Raw genomic sequence first — 14688 nt, 5'->3', positions numbered from 1 at the left:
CCGTCCGTGCGACACATCATTTTCATCGTTAATAGGAGCTTCTTTTGCAACAACATCCATTCGTATCAGTTTATCAAGAATATCCACAAGAGCAGGTCCGCTGGAAACATTTGATTGCTGCAATATAATCTTTTCTGGGATACTACTCCGTTTTGCACCATGCTTTTTATCGCTGGGGAACATCAGAAAAAGGATATGGAAAAAAGCCGATGGAGATGTTTTTGATTAAAAAACTTTAGGAATAACAGCAGGGGAGAGTGAAATGAAAAAAATATTTTTAATGAGGCATTCCATCCCGGAAAAAGGGGATATGCAGAATGAGCAGATTCCTCTATCGGAAGAGGGAAAAGCGCTTGCTGTATCAAAAAGAAATATATTTTCAAATGTGGACAGATGCTTTTCTTCACCTTATCGGAGAGCAATGGAAACGGCTGAATTCATCGCAGATCACCCGGTCATTGTGAAGGAGCTGCATGAAAGAACGATCGGGGATGCCAGGGAGGATTTCTGGCTGAAACAGTATGAAGATCACGATTTTCGCAATCCGGGCGGGGAATCGTTAAATCAAGTGAAGGTGCGGATGAAAACCGCGATCGATTCTATCGTCGGACAGATGGAAGAAGGAGAAACAGCACTCGTGGTTTCTCATGCGACGGCGATCTGTGCATATTTGCTTTCTTACTGTGAAATTGAAGTGAAAGATGCGGAAAACAAAGTAAGAAAAATATCCTTCCATGGAAAAGAAATCCTGAATGGCAGATTTCAGCCGGCAGATGGATTTGAAATCCTTTTTGAAAACGATATTTTTTCGGATATTCGTGTTATGGGGAGAGAAAAATGAAAACATTATATTTGATCGGCGGAACGATGGGCGTTGGCAAGACGACGGTAAGTCAGCAGCTGAAAAAAGATCTGGCGAACAGCGTTTTTCTTGACGGCGACTGGTGCTGGGACGCCGATCCGTTTCAGGTGACGGATGAGACGAAAGAGATGGTGATGGACAACATCTGTTATCTGCTGAATAACTTTCTGCATTGCAGCGCTTATGAAAACGTTATTTTCTGCTGGGTGATGCATGAGCAGAGTATTGTTGATGAAATCGTCAGTAAGCTGGACACGGAAGAATGCAGAGTGATTAAAATTTCGCTGATCGTGGATGAAGCAAATTTGCGGAAGCGGTTATTATCCGACATCGCAAATAAGATTCGTACGGAAGAGATTATGGACAAAAGCATTGCACGAATTCAGATGTATCAGGTACTTGATACGGTAAAAATTGATACGAGTAATAAGAGTGTCTGTGAAATTACAGAGGAAATTGCAGCACTTTAAGATCAAAAAACAAGGAGCCAAACCAAAATGACCGAACGAATCATAGACAATGAACTCCGGCTGATCCCATATTACAGGAATGACGAGGCCTCTCTTCCGTGGTATCAGGATCTGGACGTGTGTAGGCAGGTGGACAACCGGGAGAAGCCGTATGATGTGGAGCTGTTGCATCGGATGTATGATTATCTTACCGCGCACGGTGACTGCTATTATATAGAATATAAGGGCGTGCTGGTGGGAGATGTTTCGCTGAGAGAGAATAGTGAAATCGCTGTCGTTGTCTGTAAAGAATACCAGAATCAGCATATTGGAAGACGGTGCGTTCTGGAGATGCTGAAGCTTGCAAGAGAAAAGGGAATGGAGCGGGTAAAAGCCAATATTTATTCTTTTAATGGACAAAGCCAGCGCATGTTCCAGTCGGTCGGATTTGAGAAAACGGCGGAGGAATGGTATGAGTCTAAGCTGTAAGTGATTGCAGAGAAAGAGAGAAGAAATGAACATAAAATACAATCAGCTGTGCATTAGAAATGCCGAAAAGAAAGATTGTGAACAATTAGCCGTCTGGTGGAACGATGGAACCGTCATGGCCCACGCCGGATTTCCAAACGGGCTTGGGACAAGCGCAGCGGAAATTGAAAAACAGATTGCCGACGACAGCGATGAAACAAGACGAAGACTCATCATAGAATACAACGATGTGCGAATCGGCGAAATGAGTTTCTATGTATTCGAAAATCATCGATATGAAATCGGAATCAAAATCTGCGAATCCGATTACCAGGAAAAAGGCATTGGAAGAGTTGTACTGAGCATGCTCATAGAAGAATTGTTCCGCATGGGAGCCAACGTTATTTTTCTTGATACCAACCTCAAAAACACAAGAGCACAGCATGTCTACGAAAAACTCGGCTTCCGCAAAACCGCAGTCCATTACAATTCCTGGAAAAATCAGCTGGGGGAAATGGAATCTTCTGTCGACTATGAGCTGACGGCGGATGAGTTTTGCAATCTGAAATAGAAATTGTAAAATAAATGAGGGACGAGTGTAAAGAAAGTTCGATGGGAGAAAGAAGTATGGTATCTTTGACATTGTCTAAAAAAGAAATGGGTTTTCACTGGGTAAGGTTTATGCCTGACAGGACTTGCTCGTTTCTTTTTTTGCTTTATAAACGATTATAATTTATCCATTGCGGCAGTGTTAATGTAAAAACAGCAAGTCCTCTTGACAATGTGATTAGCCTGAACTAACATGAAGCTATAAGAAACATAAACGGTAGTCTGAGGAGGAATGTGAGATGCTGTTGTTGCAAAACATATTATACTGTCTTCTGTTTATTCTGATGGTAAAGTGTCTGGTAAGAAATGATGGAATGAACTGTGTTTATTTTTACCCAAAGGAATATATAGAAGAAGCCGATAAACGTGGACTGATCGACAAAGATGCGGTCATGAAAAAAGGAAAGCAGGTTATGATTCCATTTTGCATCATTTTGTTCGTGGTGCTGATCGCGATCATTTTTGTCTGGAATAAAGTCACCGATTTCAAGACGGCATATCTCCAATCCTACCTCTTCCTTGTGGTGATGAACTGGTTCGACGGAATTATGCTTGACCGGGTGTGGGTTGGACACAGTAAAATATGGGAGATCAAAGGAATGGAAGGGATTCCGTACATAAAACCATGGAAAACCGTGCTGACAAAACGAGGCCTGGCGACGATTCTGTATCTGATCATTGCACTTGTGACAGCTGGGATTGTAGTGCTGGTTGGGAAAATCTGTTAAGAGACAGCATTGAAAAAAAGAGAAGAATATTATATACTACTCATGAGTAGTATTTTTGCGTAAGGGACTTTCGGAATATATAGGAAGTTAAATATCTCTGTTTTACTGGAGCAAATCAGTAAAACAGAGATATTTTTATGCCGCAGGCGTACCAAATTTGATTCGAAAAATTTTTGGCATTGAGAACGAAGGGCGGAGACGGTATAATGGAAGCAGAATTTTAACATCAGTAGACAAGAAGTCCCCCGCTTCTAAAGCGGTGGGATGAATTGTTAAAAGAAACATAACAGCAGTGGCGGGCGGAGAGAAATCGGTATCCTCCACTGACATGAGGTAAGTCACAGTCGAACTATTTTCGACATGTCAGACTCCGTGAAAATACCGACTGTGAGGTTCACACAACAGAAAAGGTATAAAACATGAGATATCAGATCAGAAATGCAAAAGTACAGTTTGGCGCGGATACGATTTTAAACAGTGTGAATTTCGAAATTCACGATACAGAAAAAATTGCAATTGTCGGTAGAAACGGCTGTGGAAAAACGACGCTGCTGCGGCTGATTGCTGGGGATATTGAGATGAGTAATCTGGACAGCGACGAGACCTGCGGGATTACAATGAGCGGAAAACAGAACATCGGTTTTCTGCGCCAGATTAATTTTACCGATGGAGATGTGCCGGTAAAAGAGGAGCTGGAGAAGGCTTTCTCAGAAGTCTTTGCGTGCGAGGCACGAAAAAAGGAAATCGAAAAGCTGCTCGCCGAGACGGAAGATCACAAAAAGCTGCTGGCGGAGTACGATTTTCTGGAGCGGAGAATCGAGAGTCTGCACGGGTACAGCTGGAAAAAAGATATGGAAACGATGTTCCAGAAATTTGGTTTTGCGCTCGAAGATCTGGAAAAACCGATCGGTGAATTTTCGGGCGGACAGCAGACAAAAATTGCCCTAATTCAGCTCCTCTTACAGCGCCCGGACATCCTGCTTCTGGACGAGCCGACCAACCACCTCGACATCGCTGCAGTGGAGTGGTTGGAAAATTATCTGAAAAGCTACGAAAATGCCGTTATCATTGTATCACATGACCGCATGTTTCTGGACCGCGTGATTGATGTGACGTATGAAATCGAATACGGTGACATCAAACGGTATCCGGGAAATTATTCGGCATTTGTGAAACAAAAAGAAGAAGCACAGATCAAACAGGAAAAAGACTATGAAGCGCAGCAGAAGGAAATCGAGCGTCTGACGGCGTGGATTGAAAAATGGAAAAATACACCGACAAAAGTTGCGGCCACCCGTTCGAAACGAATGGCGATCGAGCACATGGTAAAAATTGAGAAACCGCGGCGGTTTGACACGAGGACATTCCACGCCTTATTCCATCCGGTACGCGAAAGCTATACGGATGTGCTCACGATGAAGAAACTGAAAATCGGATACGATACCGTCCTGAGCGAGGTTTCGGCCGTCATCAAAAAAGCAGAACGGATTGTGATCATCGGAGAAAACGGAAAAGGAAAATCGACGCTTCTGAAAACCGTTGTGGGCGAAATCAATCCACTGGGCGGAAGTTATCAATTTGGAAACCGCGTGGATTTTGCCTACTTCGATCAGCACAAAGCAGTCAACCAGAAATTCGACCCGGAGCAGACGGTGCTCGACTATTTCTGGAGTCTTTATCCGAACCTGCTTCGCAACGATGTCCGAAGCGCACTGGGAGCCTTTCTGTTTTCCGGTGAGGATGTCGAAAAGAAAATGGGGCAGCTCTCCGGCGGTGAAAAAGTGCGGCTGGAGCTCTGCCGGATTTTCTATACGAAACCGAATTTCCTGATCCTGGACGAGCCGACGAATCACATGGATCTGGCGGGAAAAGAAGCGCTGGAAAAAATGCTGACCAGCTACGAGGGAACCGTTTTGTTCGTATCGCACGACCGTTATTTCATCAACCAGGTGGCAACCGGTATTCTGGAGTTCGGCGAGAGCGACGTACAATTTTACGAAATGAATTATGCACAGTATCTCGAAGAAATCAAACGGCAGACGCCGGGCAGAGAAACGGGAAATGCGGGAGGAGCTGTACGAAAACCGGCCGACGTTCCGACGCTGGATGATGTGTTTGACAAAAAGAAATATTATAACCCGGGAAAAATTCTGTCCCGCTTAAAACGGCAGCTCGAAAAATACGAGGAGCAGCTTGCGGAGAGTGAGAGCAGAATGTCAGAACTTCAACTGGAAATGATGGACCCGGAACTTTCCGCAGATTACGAACGGCTGATGGAGCTTCAGACGAAAATAGACGAAGAAAATCAGACACAGGAATCCCTGCTGGAACGCATGATGGAAACGGAACTGGAACTCGAAGAGATGGAAACACAGGACGAATAGAGAGGTGAGTACCATAGAAAAGATAGATCAGTCTAAAAATGGACTATCATGAAAATGAAGTTTTTCTCGTTTTAGGATATTCGGTTTGTTATATTTTGTAAAGTATTCTGCACCCATGACTGGTATGCATTCGTAAGCGGGGCTGAAATCTTTCGGATAAAAAAGTCAAATTTTGTTGACAACCCCGAAGACATTTGATAGTATTTATCAAGTAATGTAATATTCCATGAGGGAGTAGTTAGCACGAATGTGTGATTTGTCAACATTCTGATTATAAGAAAAGAGTATAATCTGGCAAATCTTAAATAATGAGACTCATGTATATCGATGAATCACCGGTGTATCGCATATCGGATGTTCCTTGATATACATGAGTCTTTTTTTGCGGATAATGAGTAAAACCTGCTTCTGTTAACGATACTATTTTGGAATATATGCTTGGAAAACAAAGGAGGAAAACATGGAAAATTTCATCAACAACGCCCCGTTTGCTCTTGTGCTTGTCTGTCTCGTCATCGGTTTTGTCCTGCTGATCAAAGGTGCGGACTTTTTCGTAGAAGGAAGCTCAAGCGCAGCAAAGAGACTGCACGTTCCGTCGATCATCATCGGACTGACCATTGTTGCCATGGGAACATCACTTCCGGAGACCGCGGTCAGTGTATCGGCTTCACTTACCGGCAACAACGAGCTTGCCGTCAGTAATGTCATCGGTTCCAATATCTTTAACCTGATGGTTGTCATCGGTGTCTGTGCCGTACTGACTACTGTAGAAGTTGCAAAGGAAACCATCAAAAGAGACATCCCGCTGTCCCTGATCTGCGCCGGACTTTTAATGGTTTTGGGAATCAGCGGACTCGGCGATAAATCCGGTATGATGCTCGGTCACCTGGACGGCGTGATCTTAATTGGATTCTTTGCAGGTTACATTGTCTACATGGTTCAGATTGCATTAAAGGCAAACCGAGAAGGAAAAAAAGTTGAAATTGAAGGCGGTTTGGACGAGGATATTAAGCTGCTTTCCGTTCCGAAGAGTATCGTGTTCATCGTCGGCGGAGCAGTCGCCATTGCAGTCGGCGGAGATGTGACCGTAGATGCCGCAGCGAGAATCGCGGGCGATCTCGGAATGAGCCAGACTCTGATCGGACTGACCATTGTTTCCATCGGAACTTCCCTTCCGGAACTCGTAACTTCTATCGTTGCTGCCAGAAAGAATGAAGTTGATATGGCACTTGGCAACGCGATCGGTTCCAATATCTTCAACATTCTTATGGTACTTGGCATTGCATCCGCAATCAGCCCGATGGCCATTATTACGGAAAATATAATTGATTTGTGTGTATTGATCGTATTCACGGTATGTGTATGGATTTTTGCAGGAACCAAAAAGAAAATCGGAAGAGTTGAAGGTTTCTGTATGGTCGCATTTTATGCCGCATATGCCATTTATATCATTATAAGATAAGGGGAATGGAAAATGGTGTTATTTCTAAAGGTGTTTCTTACCGAGTTCATCGCAGAGATGGGCGATAAGACGCAGCTCATGCTGATTGCGCTTACTTCGAAGTACAAGCTGAAAGACATTATCCTGGGAACCGCAGCCGCGATTCTGGTACTGAATGGAATGGCGGTTCTCGCAGGCGGCCTCGTCAGCGAATTCATTCCGGACTGGCTGATTAAGACGATTGCAGCACTCGCATTTCTTTACTTCGCAGCATCCACCATTTCCGGTGATGATGACGAGGAAGAGGAAGAAGGCGGCAAATCCAAAATTCGGTTCGCACCGCTCGCCGTTTTCTGTACGTTCTTCGTAGCAGAGCTCGGAGACAAAACACAGCTTACCGCAATCACCTTTGGTGCAAATGAAGGTATGGGATCCGCATTCGTTGTATGGATCGGATGTTCTCTCGGACTGTTCGCAGCGGATATTCTCGGAATGCTGGTCGGCTATCTCTTAAAGAGCAAGACACCGGATGGGCTGCTGAATACACTGGCGTTTGTCATCTTTTCAATTTTCGGTGTATACACACTTTACCAGGGACTGAAACTGATCAGCGCAAGCGTCTGTCCACTGCCGGTATGGCCGGTACTGATCGCTGCAACGGCTGTTTTTGTTGTTGCATGTGTCTGTCTTTTTGTGAAAAGAGAGAAGAAAAAAGCAAAATAAAAACTGCGTGCCGCATACTCATGATTTTGATGAGAAATGCGGCGCGTATTTTTTATGCGGCAAAATGAAAGTTTACCATTGAAGCATTTATAGGGTATAATATTTTGTAACTATTCAGAGTCCCATCTCGCCATATGAAATTCCAGAAAAATAGCTCATTCATGTAAACATGATTCGCGATTTTTCTTCCATTTCGCATGGCTCTGAATAGTTACAATATTTTCAAATGATTATTTACGAGTATGGAGGAAAACAGCATGTCTGATTTTGGTATGAACGAGATGCAGGAAATGCAGAAAGCACTGCAGGAAAAATACAAACAAAAATGGGAACCCATCTGCCCGGCAACAGGACAGAATAAATTGCTTTGGATGATTGGGGAAGTCGGCGAAGTGATCGATATCGTGAAAAAGAACGGGGCGGCAGATGCGGTAGAGAAAGAAGATCTGAGAAAACACCTCGTGGAGGAAATGGCGGATGTTCTGATGTATTACAACGACGTCATGCTTTGCTATGGAATTACGGCGGAGGAATTAAAAGCGGCGTATACGGAGAAATTTGAGAAGAATATGAAGCGGTGGTAGAGGTATGAATGCCGTTGGAACATAAAATTATCCAATGCGTCGTAAAACCCTTAGCTTTAGCTATGGGGATATAAAACGCGTTCATCGAATTTACGCAAGTAATTGAAGATGGACAGGGAAATCCTGTCCTTGTGATAGTCAGGGGAATTAAGTATAATATATGATATAAACTTTTGACGGGAGGAATTTGCATGGGTAGTTATCTGAATCCGGGAAATGAAGCATTTGCGGTTGCATTAAATTCTGAGATTTATGTTGATAAAACAGGACTGCTGACTTATACGAATAAAGTCATGAACACTCTGCAGGGATATATCTGCAACAGCCGCCCGCGGCGGTTTGGAAAATCAATTACGGCAAACATGCTCACCGCGTATTACAGCAAGGGCTGCAGTTCGAAAGAAATGTTTTCCGGGCTGGAAATCAGCAGGGCAAAGGATTTTGAAAAACATCTGAATCAGTATGATGTGCTCCACTGGGATATCCAATGGTGTATGGAACCGGCAGGCGGACCGGAGCGGATTGTTTCTTATATCTCAGAAAAAACGATTTCGGAGTTAAAAGAATATTATCCCCATATACTTCCAGAAGAAATCCGGTCACTGCCGGAGGCGCTGTCGCGGATCAACGCGGCATCCGGGACAAAATTTATTGTGATTATAGACGAATGGGATGTTCTGATTCGTGACGAGGCGGCGGATCTCAAAACACAGGAAGAATATATCAATTTTCTGCGGGCGATGTTCAAAGGGACGGAGCCGACAAAATATATTCAACTGGCATATCTGACAGGTATTTTGCCTGTAAAAAAAGAAAAGACACAGTCGGCGCTGAACAATTTCAAAGATTATTCGATGCTGCATGCCGGGCCGATTGCACCATATGTAGGTTTTACAGAAACAGAAGTTCAAAAACTATGTGAAGTATATGGTCAGAAGTTTGAAGAAGTCAAACGATGGTACGACGGTTATCAGATTGGGAAATATCATGTATACAATCCAAATGCCGTTGTGAACCTGATGCTCGAAGGCGAATTCCAGAGCTACTGGTCCGGAACCGCATCCTATGAGGCGATTGTTCCGCTGATCAATATGGATTTTGATGGCCTGAAAAGTGCCGTAATCGAAATGCTTTCAGGAGATCATGTTCCGGTTGATGTTACCTCTTTTCAGAACGATACCGTTAGCTTCGCCAATAAAGACGATGTGCTGACGTATCTGATTCACCTTGGATATCTGGCCTATGACCGGACATTTAGAACTGCTTTTATTCCGAATGAGGAAATCCGTCAGGAATTGATTCTGGCAACGAAAAGGAAAAAATGGAATGAGTTGATTGTATTTCAAAAAGAATCAGAGCAGCTTCTGAAAGATACAATTCAGATGAATGGAAACGCAGTAGCAAAAGAAATTGAAAAAATTCACAGGGAATATACTTCTGTGATTCAGTATAACAATGAAAACTCACTCAGCAGTGTTCTGTCCATTGCCTATTTGAGTTCCATGCAATACTATTTCAAACCAATCCGCGAATTTCCCGCGGGTCGTGGATTTGCAGACTTTGTGTTTATTCCAAAGCCGGAGTTTCAGAATTATTACCCGGCGCTTGTTGTGGAACTGAAATGGGACAAAAGCGTCAGAGCAGCATTAGATCAGATCAGAGACAGAAAATATCCGGAGTCTGTTGCATGTTATGCAGGGGAGCTTTTGCTGGTGGGAATTAACTACAATGAAAAAACAAAAGAACATGAATGCCGGATTGAAAAGTATGAAAAATAAGGGCATATTTCAATTTCAGTTTACAGAGATAAAAGAGTATGGATAAGATAGAGATATATCATTATTTAAAAAGGCAAAATATAGCGTATGAAATTACGGAACATAAGGCAGTTTTCAATATGGAAGAAGCAGATGCTGTTGATTTGCCGTATCCAGAGTGGGGCGCTAAAAATTTATTTGTTCGCGACGATAAAAAACGTAATTATTATTTGATAACGATGAAAGGGAACAAGCGAGTAGATTTGAAAGCGTTTCGCAGGCAACGTGGTCTGCGTGCACTTTCTTTTGCATCTGCGGAGGAATTATTTGATATTATGAAACTGATACCCGGTGCCGTTACGCCGCTTGGTATTCTAAACGATGCCGAACACAGAGTTCAAGTCTTCATGGACGTGGAATCTGTCGGAAATAAAATTGGTGTTCATCCAAATGATAATACAGCAACCGTTTGGATGCAGGCTGATGATTTAATGAAAATAATTCAGAAGCATGGAAATACTGTGGAATACGCATGTATATAATCGAAAGGTATTGCTGAAAAGTCTGAAAAAAGAAAAGTTCACAAACAAAAAAAACGTGGTACGATGGTTATCAGTTGATTACGCATCGGCAGACTGGAGACGAAATTTATTCCATGTATAGCCCGAAATCTGTGGTAGAAGCCATGCTGCGCCACAAATTCGGAACCTATTGGAACCAGACGGAAACGTATGAGGCCTTAAAAATTTATATTCAAATGGATATGGATGGCCTGAAAGATTCTGTGGTTCCAATGCTTGCCGGTATCAATTATAATAAAAAAACGAAGAAACATGAATGTGTTATTGAAGTAATGCAAAAATAAAAACGGAAGTCTCATGTCTGCGCAGTAAGGGTGGTGGATATGGGACTTTTTGGTAAAGATAAATAAAATTTATGGAGGAAACAGAATGATTATTGATTCTTATGATATCAACAGCGAGCCGATTGTAAAGCTGGAGAATTTTTATGGGGAGAAGCAGCATCTGGTAAAAAAATGTATGGTAATTTTTTCAAAAGTAATATATGAATACATGCTTGAAAAATTCCCATGCCGACAGATTGCAGAAGTAAGAGCATGCAATGGAAATATACCGGTTTGGACTCTGCCATATGAGGAAGAAACGATTGCTTTCTACCTGACACCAATTGGTTCCGCTCTTGCAGCAGGAACGATTGCCGAAGTCAATCATTTAACAGGAGCATCCGTCTTTATCATGTTTGGCTCGTGCGGCAGTCTGGACAAAGAAGCAACCGATGGAAAGTTTATTCTCCCAACGGAGGCATACCGGGGAGAAGGACTGTCCTATTATTTTGCAGAACCGCAGGACTACATAAAAATAAAAAACACGGACAAACTGGCGGAATTTTTCAAAGAAAGGAAACTGCCATACGTTCAGGGGCGCGTATGGACGACAGACAGTATGCTTCGGGAAACGGTAAATCTTGTAAGAAAACGAAAAGAAGAAGGATGCATTGCCGTGGAAATGGAACTCGCAGGCGTTCAGGCGATCAGTGATTTTTATGGATTTGAACTGTATGATTTTCTTGTTGCGGGAGATGTGCTGATCGAAGGAAACTATGAAACGGATGGATTATCTGCCGCTAACCACGATCTGGACAAGCTGTTTCTGGCGCTGCAGATAGCGAAAAGTGTATAAAATTACAATGTTTGAGGAAAAAGAAATATTTCAGAGCCGTTTGCAGAAACTTTTAGATAATACGAAAGCGGGAATTATGTATGGAGAATGGAATGACAATGGGCGATTGCTTACGGACGAATAAATTAATCATTTTAAGAGGAAATTCCGGCAGTGGAAAAACAACTATTGCAAAGGAATTACAGCAAGTGTTCGGAAATAATACAATGCTGATCTCGCAGGATGTTATCCGAAGAGATATGCTCAAAGTCAAAGACGGAGAAAATACAAAGGCGCTGCCTCTTCTGGAAGAACTTCTGCGATATGGAAGAAAACACAGCGAGATTGTTATTCTGGAAGGAATACTGAATGCGGAATGGTATCGTGCATTATTTGAGCTGGCAGTAGCTTTATATGGAAAAAATATATACGCATATTACTTCGACATCCCCTTCGAGGAGACCGTGAAGCGCCACAAAACAAAGCCGAACTGCAATGATTTCAGTGCAGAAGATATGCAGAGATGGTGGAACGAAAAAGATTATACATCCGTTCTGTATGAAACCAGAATAACGGCGGATCAGGACAGAGAAAGCATAGTTCGTGACATCTGTCAAAACATAATATCCAATGGAAAATAATTGCTTCGGACAGGGAATGATCTTTGTTCTGCCAGAGAAATATGATAAAATAGAAACAGAAATAAATTTTTGCAAGCCTGTCGGTGGTAAAGGATTTAGGAAGGAGCAGACCCATGAAATCAGTAATTTCCATTGGAAATCAGGATTTTATATCCATCAGAAAGAATAACTGTTTTTATATCGATAAGACGGATTTTATCAGGGAATGGTGGGACAATCAGGACAGTGTTACTCTGATCACACGCCCAAGAAGATTCGGCAAGACCCTGAATATGAGTATGGTCGAATATTTCTTTTCCGTAAATCATTCCGAATGCAGCAAATATTTTGAAGACCTTGTCATCTGGAAAGAGGAAAGATTTCGTAAGCTGCAGGGAACGTATCCGGTGATTTCCCTCAGCTTTGCAGATATCAAGGCAACCACATATGAGACTGCAAGAAGAGCGGTAATTCGTAAGCTGGTAAAATTATATAGTACTTTTGAATTTGTCAAATCCAGCAAAGTATTAAATGAAAAAGACCGCGCCTATTTTGATTCCGTTGAAGAAAATATGTCGGATGATGCGGCAGCAGTAGCTGTCAATTATCTGTCCGATTATCTGAGCCGCTATTACGGAAAAAAGGTGATTATTCTTCTGGATGAGTATGATACTCCTTTGCAGGAATCGTATATTCATGGGTATTGGGAGAATCTTACTGCGTTTATCAGAAGCCTGTTCAATTCCACATTCAAAACGAATCCCTATATGGAACGGGGACTGCTGACAGGAATAACAAGAGTCAGTAAAGAATCTATCTTTTCCGATCTGAATAATCTTGAAGTTGTAACAACAACATCGGAAAAGTACAGCGGCTCGTTTGGCTTTACAGAAGAAGAAGTCTTTCATGCGCTGGAGGAAAATGGGCTGTCCGATGAAAAAGGAACCGTCCGCTATTGGTATGATGGATTTTCCTTTGGAAAACGGAAGGATATTTACAATCCGTGGTCCATTACAAAATATCTGGACACGGGAGAATATGGAACGTACTGGGCAGACACCAGCGGAAATATGCTGATCTCCAATCTGATCCGTCGAAGTCCTGCAAAGATCAAGACGGAAATGGAAGATTTATTAAACGGCAGAGTGATCTGCACAGAATTGGATGAGCAGGTTATTTTTGAACAGCTTGGCAGAAAGCGGGGAGCCATCTGGAGTCTTATGCTTGCGAGCGGATATCTGAAAGTGGATCGGTACGAAATGGATAACCGAACAGGAAAGCGCCAGTATGATTTGAAAGTGACAAATCATGAGACAATGCTGATGTTTGAACAAATGATAGAGGACTGGTTTACAGAAGAAGATTCTGCATATGGCAATTTTAAAGATGCTCTGCTTGCCGGAGATCTGGATTATATGAACCAGTTTATGAATCAGGTAGCACTTCAGACATTCAGCAGTTTCGACACGGGCGGAAAACCATCAGAGGAACTCGAACCAGAAAGATTTTACCATGGATTTGTCCTTGGGCTGATTGTTGATCTGGCCGGAAAATACAGAATCACTTCCAACAGAGAAAGTGGATTCGGAAGGTATGACGTAGTAATGGAGCCATTGAAAGAAAACCTGGATGCGATCGTAATGGAATTTAAGGTTCAGAACACATCAAAAGAAAAGTCGCTGGAAGAGACGGTGGAGCATGCACTTCGTCAGATTCAGGAAAAACAGTATGACACAGAATTGCTTGCCAGAGGAATCGCAAAGGAGCGGATCAGGTATTATGGATTTGCGTTTCGGGGGAAGAAAGTGTTGATTGGAAATTAAAATGAGAGAAAATATGAAAATCAGAAAAGCAGAACTGAAAGACCTGTCCAGAATTGCGGAAATTTTCGTGTTCAACAACCGAATCAATTATTTCCCGATTTTTCACGAGGAGGCCTATTCCTTCGGTGAAATGCAGGTAGTTCCGATGATCGACCAGTACTTTAAGAAAGAAGAAATCTTAAACCGCATCTATGTCTACGATGATGGAATTATAAGAGGTTTTACAGAAATCAACGGAACCGAAATCTGTAAACTATACGTAGATCCATGTCTGCAGAACAACGGAGTCGGCCACGGGCTGATTACCTTTGCAATTGAAAAGTTTGACGCAGACCATCTATGGGCATTGGAGAAAAACACGCGTGCCATTGTGTTTTACAACCGCCACGGATTTCAGTGGACAGGAACGAAACAGCTGGAAGCAGGAACGACAGAATATCTGATGGAATTAAGACGATGAGAGCGCGGCGTGTTTTCTGTTCTTCCTGTAAAAATTAAAGCAGGAGAAAACGGTCTTGTATTTTAATCGAATCAAGTAAGTAGCGAAGCGGATTGCGAATA

The 14688-nt window shown here is 42.6% G+C and carries 16 protein-coding genes; all 16 read left to right on the top strand.

The window, feature by feature from the left end; translation table 11 throughout:
* Nucleotides 1-262: 262 nt before the first annotated feature.
* Nucleotides 263-841: a histidine phosphatase family protein gene (locus DW769_RS10575; RefSeq protein WP_118750361.1), complete on the top strand. Its 579-nt coding sequence runs from the start codon at nt 263-265 to the stop codon at nt 839-841.
* Nucleotides 838-1332: an AAA family ATPase gene (locus DW769_RS10570; protein WP_117510549.1), complete on the top strand. Its 495-nt coding sequence runs from the start codon at nt 838-840 to the stop codon at nt 1330-1332. Before DW769_RS10575 ends, DW769_RS10570 begins: the two co-directional genes overlap by 4 nt.
* Nucleotides 1333-1359: 27 nt before the next feature.
* Nucleotides 1360-1800: a GNAT family N-acetyltransferase gene (locus DW769_RS10565; RefSeq protein WP_117510551.1), complete on the top strand. Its 441-nt coding sequence runs from the start codon at nt 1360-1362 to the stop codon at nt 1798-1800.
* Between the two features lie 25 nt (nt 1801-1825).
* Entirely contained in the window at nt 1826-2350 is a 525-nt protein-coding gene (locus DW769_RS10560; protein ID WP_055225836.1) for a GNAT family N-acetyltransferase, read from the top strand.
* A gap of 277 nt (nt 2351-2627) precedes the next feature.
* Nucleotides 2628-3116: a hypothetical protein gene (locus DW769_RS10555; protein ID WP_117510553.1), complete on the top strand. Its 489-nt coding sequence runs from the start codon at nt 2628-2630 to the stop codon at nt 3114-3116.
* Between the two features lie 419 nt (nt 3117-3535).
* Nucleotides 3536-5500, top strand: a complete 1965-nt coding sequence (locus DW769_RS10550) for an ABC-F family ATP-binding cassette domain-containing protein (RefSeq protein ID WP_118640507.1) — start codon at nt 3536-3538, stop codon at nt 5498-5500.
* Nucleotides 5501-5960: 460 nt separating this feature from the next.
* Nucleotides 5961-6962, top strand: coding sequence for a calcium/sodium antiporter (locus tag DW769_RS10545; protein WP_117814373.1), 1002 nt, complete (start codon nt 5961-5963; stop codon nt 6960-6962).
* A 12-nt stretch (nt 6963-6974) separates the two neighbouring features.
* On the top strand, nt 6975-7664 hold the full coding sequence (locus DW769_RS10540) for a TMEM165/GDT1 family protein (protein WP_055225810.1): 690 nt from the start codon (nt 6975-6977) through the stop codon (nt 7662-7664).
* 257 nt (nt 7665-7921) lie between these two features.
* Entirely contained in the window at nt 7922-8248 is a 327-nt protein-coding gene (locus DW769_RS10535) for a MazG nucleotide pyrophosphohydrolase domain-containing protein (protein ID WP_118750360.1), read from the top strand.
* Between the two features lie 191 nt (nt 8249-8439).
* A complete protein-coding gene (locus DW769_RS10530) occupies nt 8440-10026 on the top strand; it encodes an AAA family ATPase (protein ID WP_117761360.1) in 1587 nt (528 codons plus the stop codon).
* Nucleotides 10027-10064: 38 nt separating this feature from the next.
* Nucleotides 10065-10547: a prolyl-tRNA synthetase associated domain-containing protein gene (locus tag DW769_RS10525; protein ID WP_118750359.1), complete on the top strand. Its 483-nt coding sequence runs from the start codon at nt 10065-10067 to the stop codon at nt 10545-10547.
* A 113-nt stretch (nt 10548-10660) separates the two neighbouring features.
* Nucleotides 10661-10870, top strand: a complete 210-nt coding sequence (locus DW769_RS10520; RefSeq protein ID WP_330425679.1) for a hypothetical protein — start codon at nt 10661-10663, stop codon at nt 10868-10870.
* A gap of 85 nt (nt 10871-10955) precedes the next feature.
* Nucleotides 10956-11705 carry a nucleoside phosphorylase gene (locus DW769_RS10515; protein WP_055225800.1) on the top strand — a complete coding sequence of 250 codons (750 nt, stop codon included), beginning with the start codon at nt 10956-10958 and terminating at the stop codon, nt 11703-11705.
* Between the two features lie 80 nt (nt 11706-11785).
* Nucleotides 11786-12325 carry a kinase gene (locus DW769_RS10505; protein ID WP_226906354.1) on the top strand — a complete coding sequence of 180 codons (540 nt, stop codon included), beginning with the start codon at nt 11786-11788 and terminating at the stop codon, nt 12323-12325.
* A 113-nt stretch (nt 12326-12438) separates the two neighbouring features.
* On the top strand, nt 12439-14127 hold the full coding sequence (locus DW769_RS10500) for an AAA family ATPase (protein WP_055225796.1): 1689 nt from the start codon (nt 12439-12441) through the stop codon (nt 14125-14127).
* 13 nt (nt 14128-14140) lie between these two features.
* Nucleotides 14141-14587 carry a GNAT family N-acetyltransferase gene (locus DW769_RS10495; RefSeq protein WP_118750372.1) on the top strand — a complete coding sequence of 149 codons (447 nt, stop codon included), beginning with the start codon at nt 14141-14143 and terminating at the stop codon, nt 14585-14587.
* The last annotated feature ends 101 nt before the right edge of the window (nt 14588-14688 follow it).

The organism is Blautia sp. AM29-29, assembly GCF_003480555.1.
Classification (GTDB): Bacteria; Bacillota; Clostridia; order Lachnospirales; family Lachnospiraceae; genus Fusicatenibacter; species Fusicatenibacter saccharivorans.
The sequence above is the reverse complement of the archived record's forward strand: the minus strand, read 5'-3'. Positions and strand labels throughout refer to the sequence as shown.

What these genes read in the sequence shown, in the direction of transcription:
- DW769_RS10575 (WP_118750361.1), top strand. Translation starts at nt 263, where the DNA reads ATGAAAAAAATATTTTTAATGAGGCATTCCATCCCGGAAAAAGGGGAT.
- DW769_RS10570 (WP_117510549.1), top strand. Translation starts at nt 838, where the DNA reads ATGAAAACATTATATTTGATCGGCGGAACGATGGGCGTTGGCAAGACG.
- DW769_RS10565 (WP_117510551.1), top strand. Translation starts at nt 1,360, where the DNA reads ATGACCGAACGAATCATAGACAATGAACTCCGGCTGATCCCATATTAC.
- DW769_RS10560 (WP_055225836.1), top strand. Translation starts at nt 1,826, where the DNA reads ATGAACATAAAATACAATCAGCTGTGCATTAGAAATGCCGAAAAGAAA.
- DW769_RS10555 (WP_117510553.1), top strand. Translation starts at nt 2,628, where the DNA reads ATGCTGTTGTTGCAAAACATATTATACTGTCTTCTGTTTATTCTGATG.
- DW769_RS10550 (WP_118640507.1), top strand. Translation starts at nt 3,536, where the DNA reads ATGAGATATCAGATCAGAAATGCAAAAGTACAGTTTGGCGCGGATACG.
- DW769_RS10545 (WP_117814373.1), top strand. Translation starts at nt 5,961, where the DNA reads ATGGAAAATTTCATCAACAACGCCCCGTTTGCTCTTGTGCTTGTCTGT.
- DW769_RS10540 (WP_055225810.1), top strand. Translation starts at nt 6,975, where the DNA reads ATGGTGTTATTTCTAAAGGTGTTTCTTACCGAGTTCATCGCAGAGATG.
- DW769_RS10535 (WP_118750360.1), top strand. Translation starts at nt 7,922, where the DNA reads ATGTCTGATTTTGGTATGAACGAGATGCAGGAAATGCAGAAAGCACTG.
- DW769_RS10530 (WP_117761360.1), top strand. Translation starts at nt 8,440, where the DNA reads ATGGGTAGTTATCTGAATCCGGGAAATGAAGCATTTGCGGTTGCATTA.
- DW769_RS10525 (WP_118750359.1), top strand. Translation starts at nt 10,065, where the DNA reads ATGGATAAGATAGAGATATATCATTATTTAAAAAGGCAAAATATAGCG.
- DW769_RS10520 (WP_330425679.1), top strand. Translation starts at nt 10,661, where the DNA reads ATGTATAGCCCGAAATCTGTGGTAGAAGCCATGCTGCGCCACAAATTC.
- DW769_RS10515 (WP_055225800.1), top strand. Translation starts at nt 10,956, where the DNA reads ATGATTATTGATTCTTATGATATCAACAGCGAGCCGATTGTAAAGCTG.
- DW769_RS10505 (WP_226906354.1), top strand. Translation starts at nt 11,786, where the DNA reads ATGGAGAATGGAATGACAATGGGCGATTGCTTACGGACGAATAAATTA.
- DW769_RS10500 (WP_055225796.1), top strand. Translation starts at nt 12,439, where the DNA reads ATGAAATCAGTAATTTCCATTGGAAATCAGGATTTTATATCCATCAGA.
- DW769_RS10495 (WP_118750372.1), top strand. Translation starts at nt 14,141, where the DNA reads ATGAAAATCAGAAAAGCAGAACTGAAAGACCTGTCCAGAATTGCGGAA.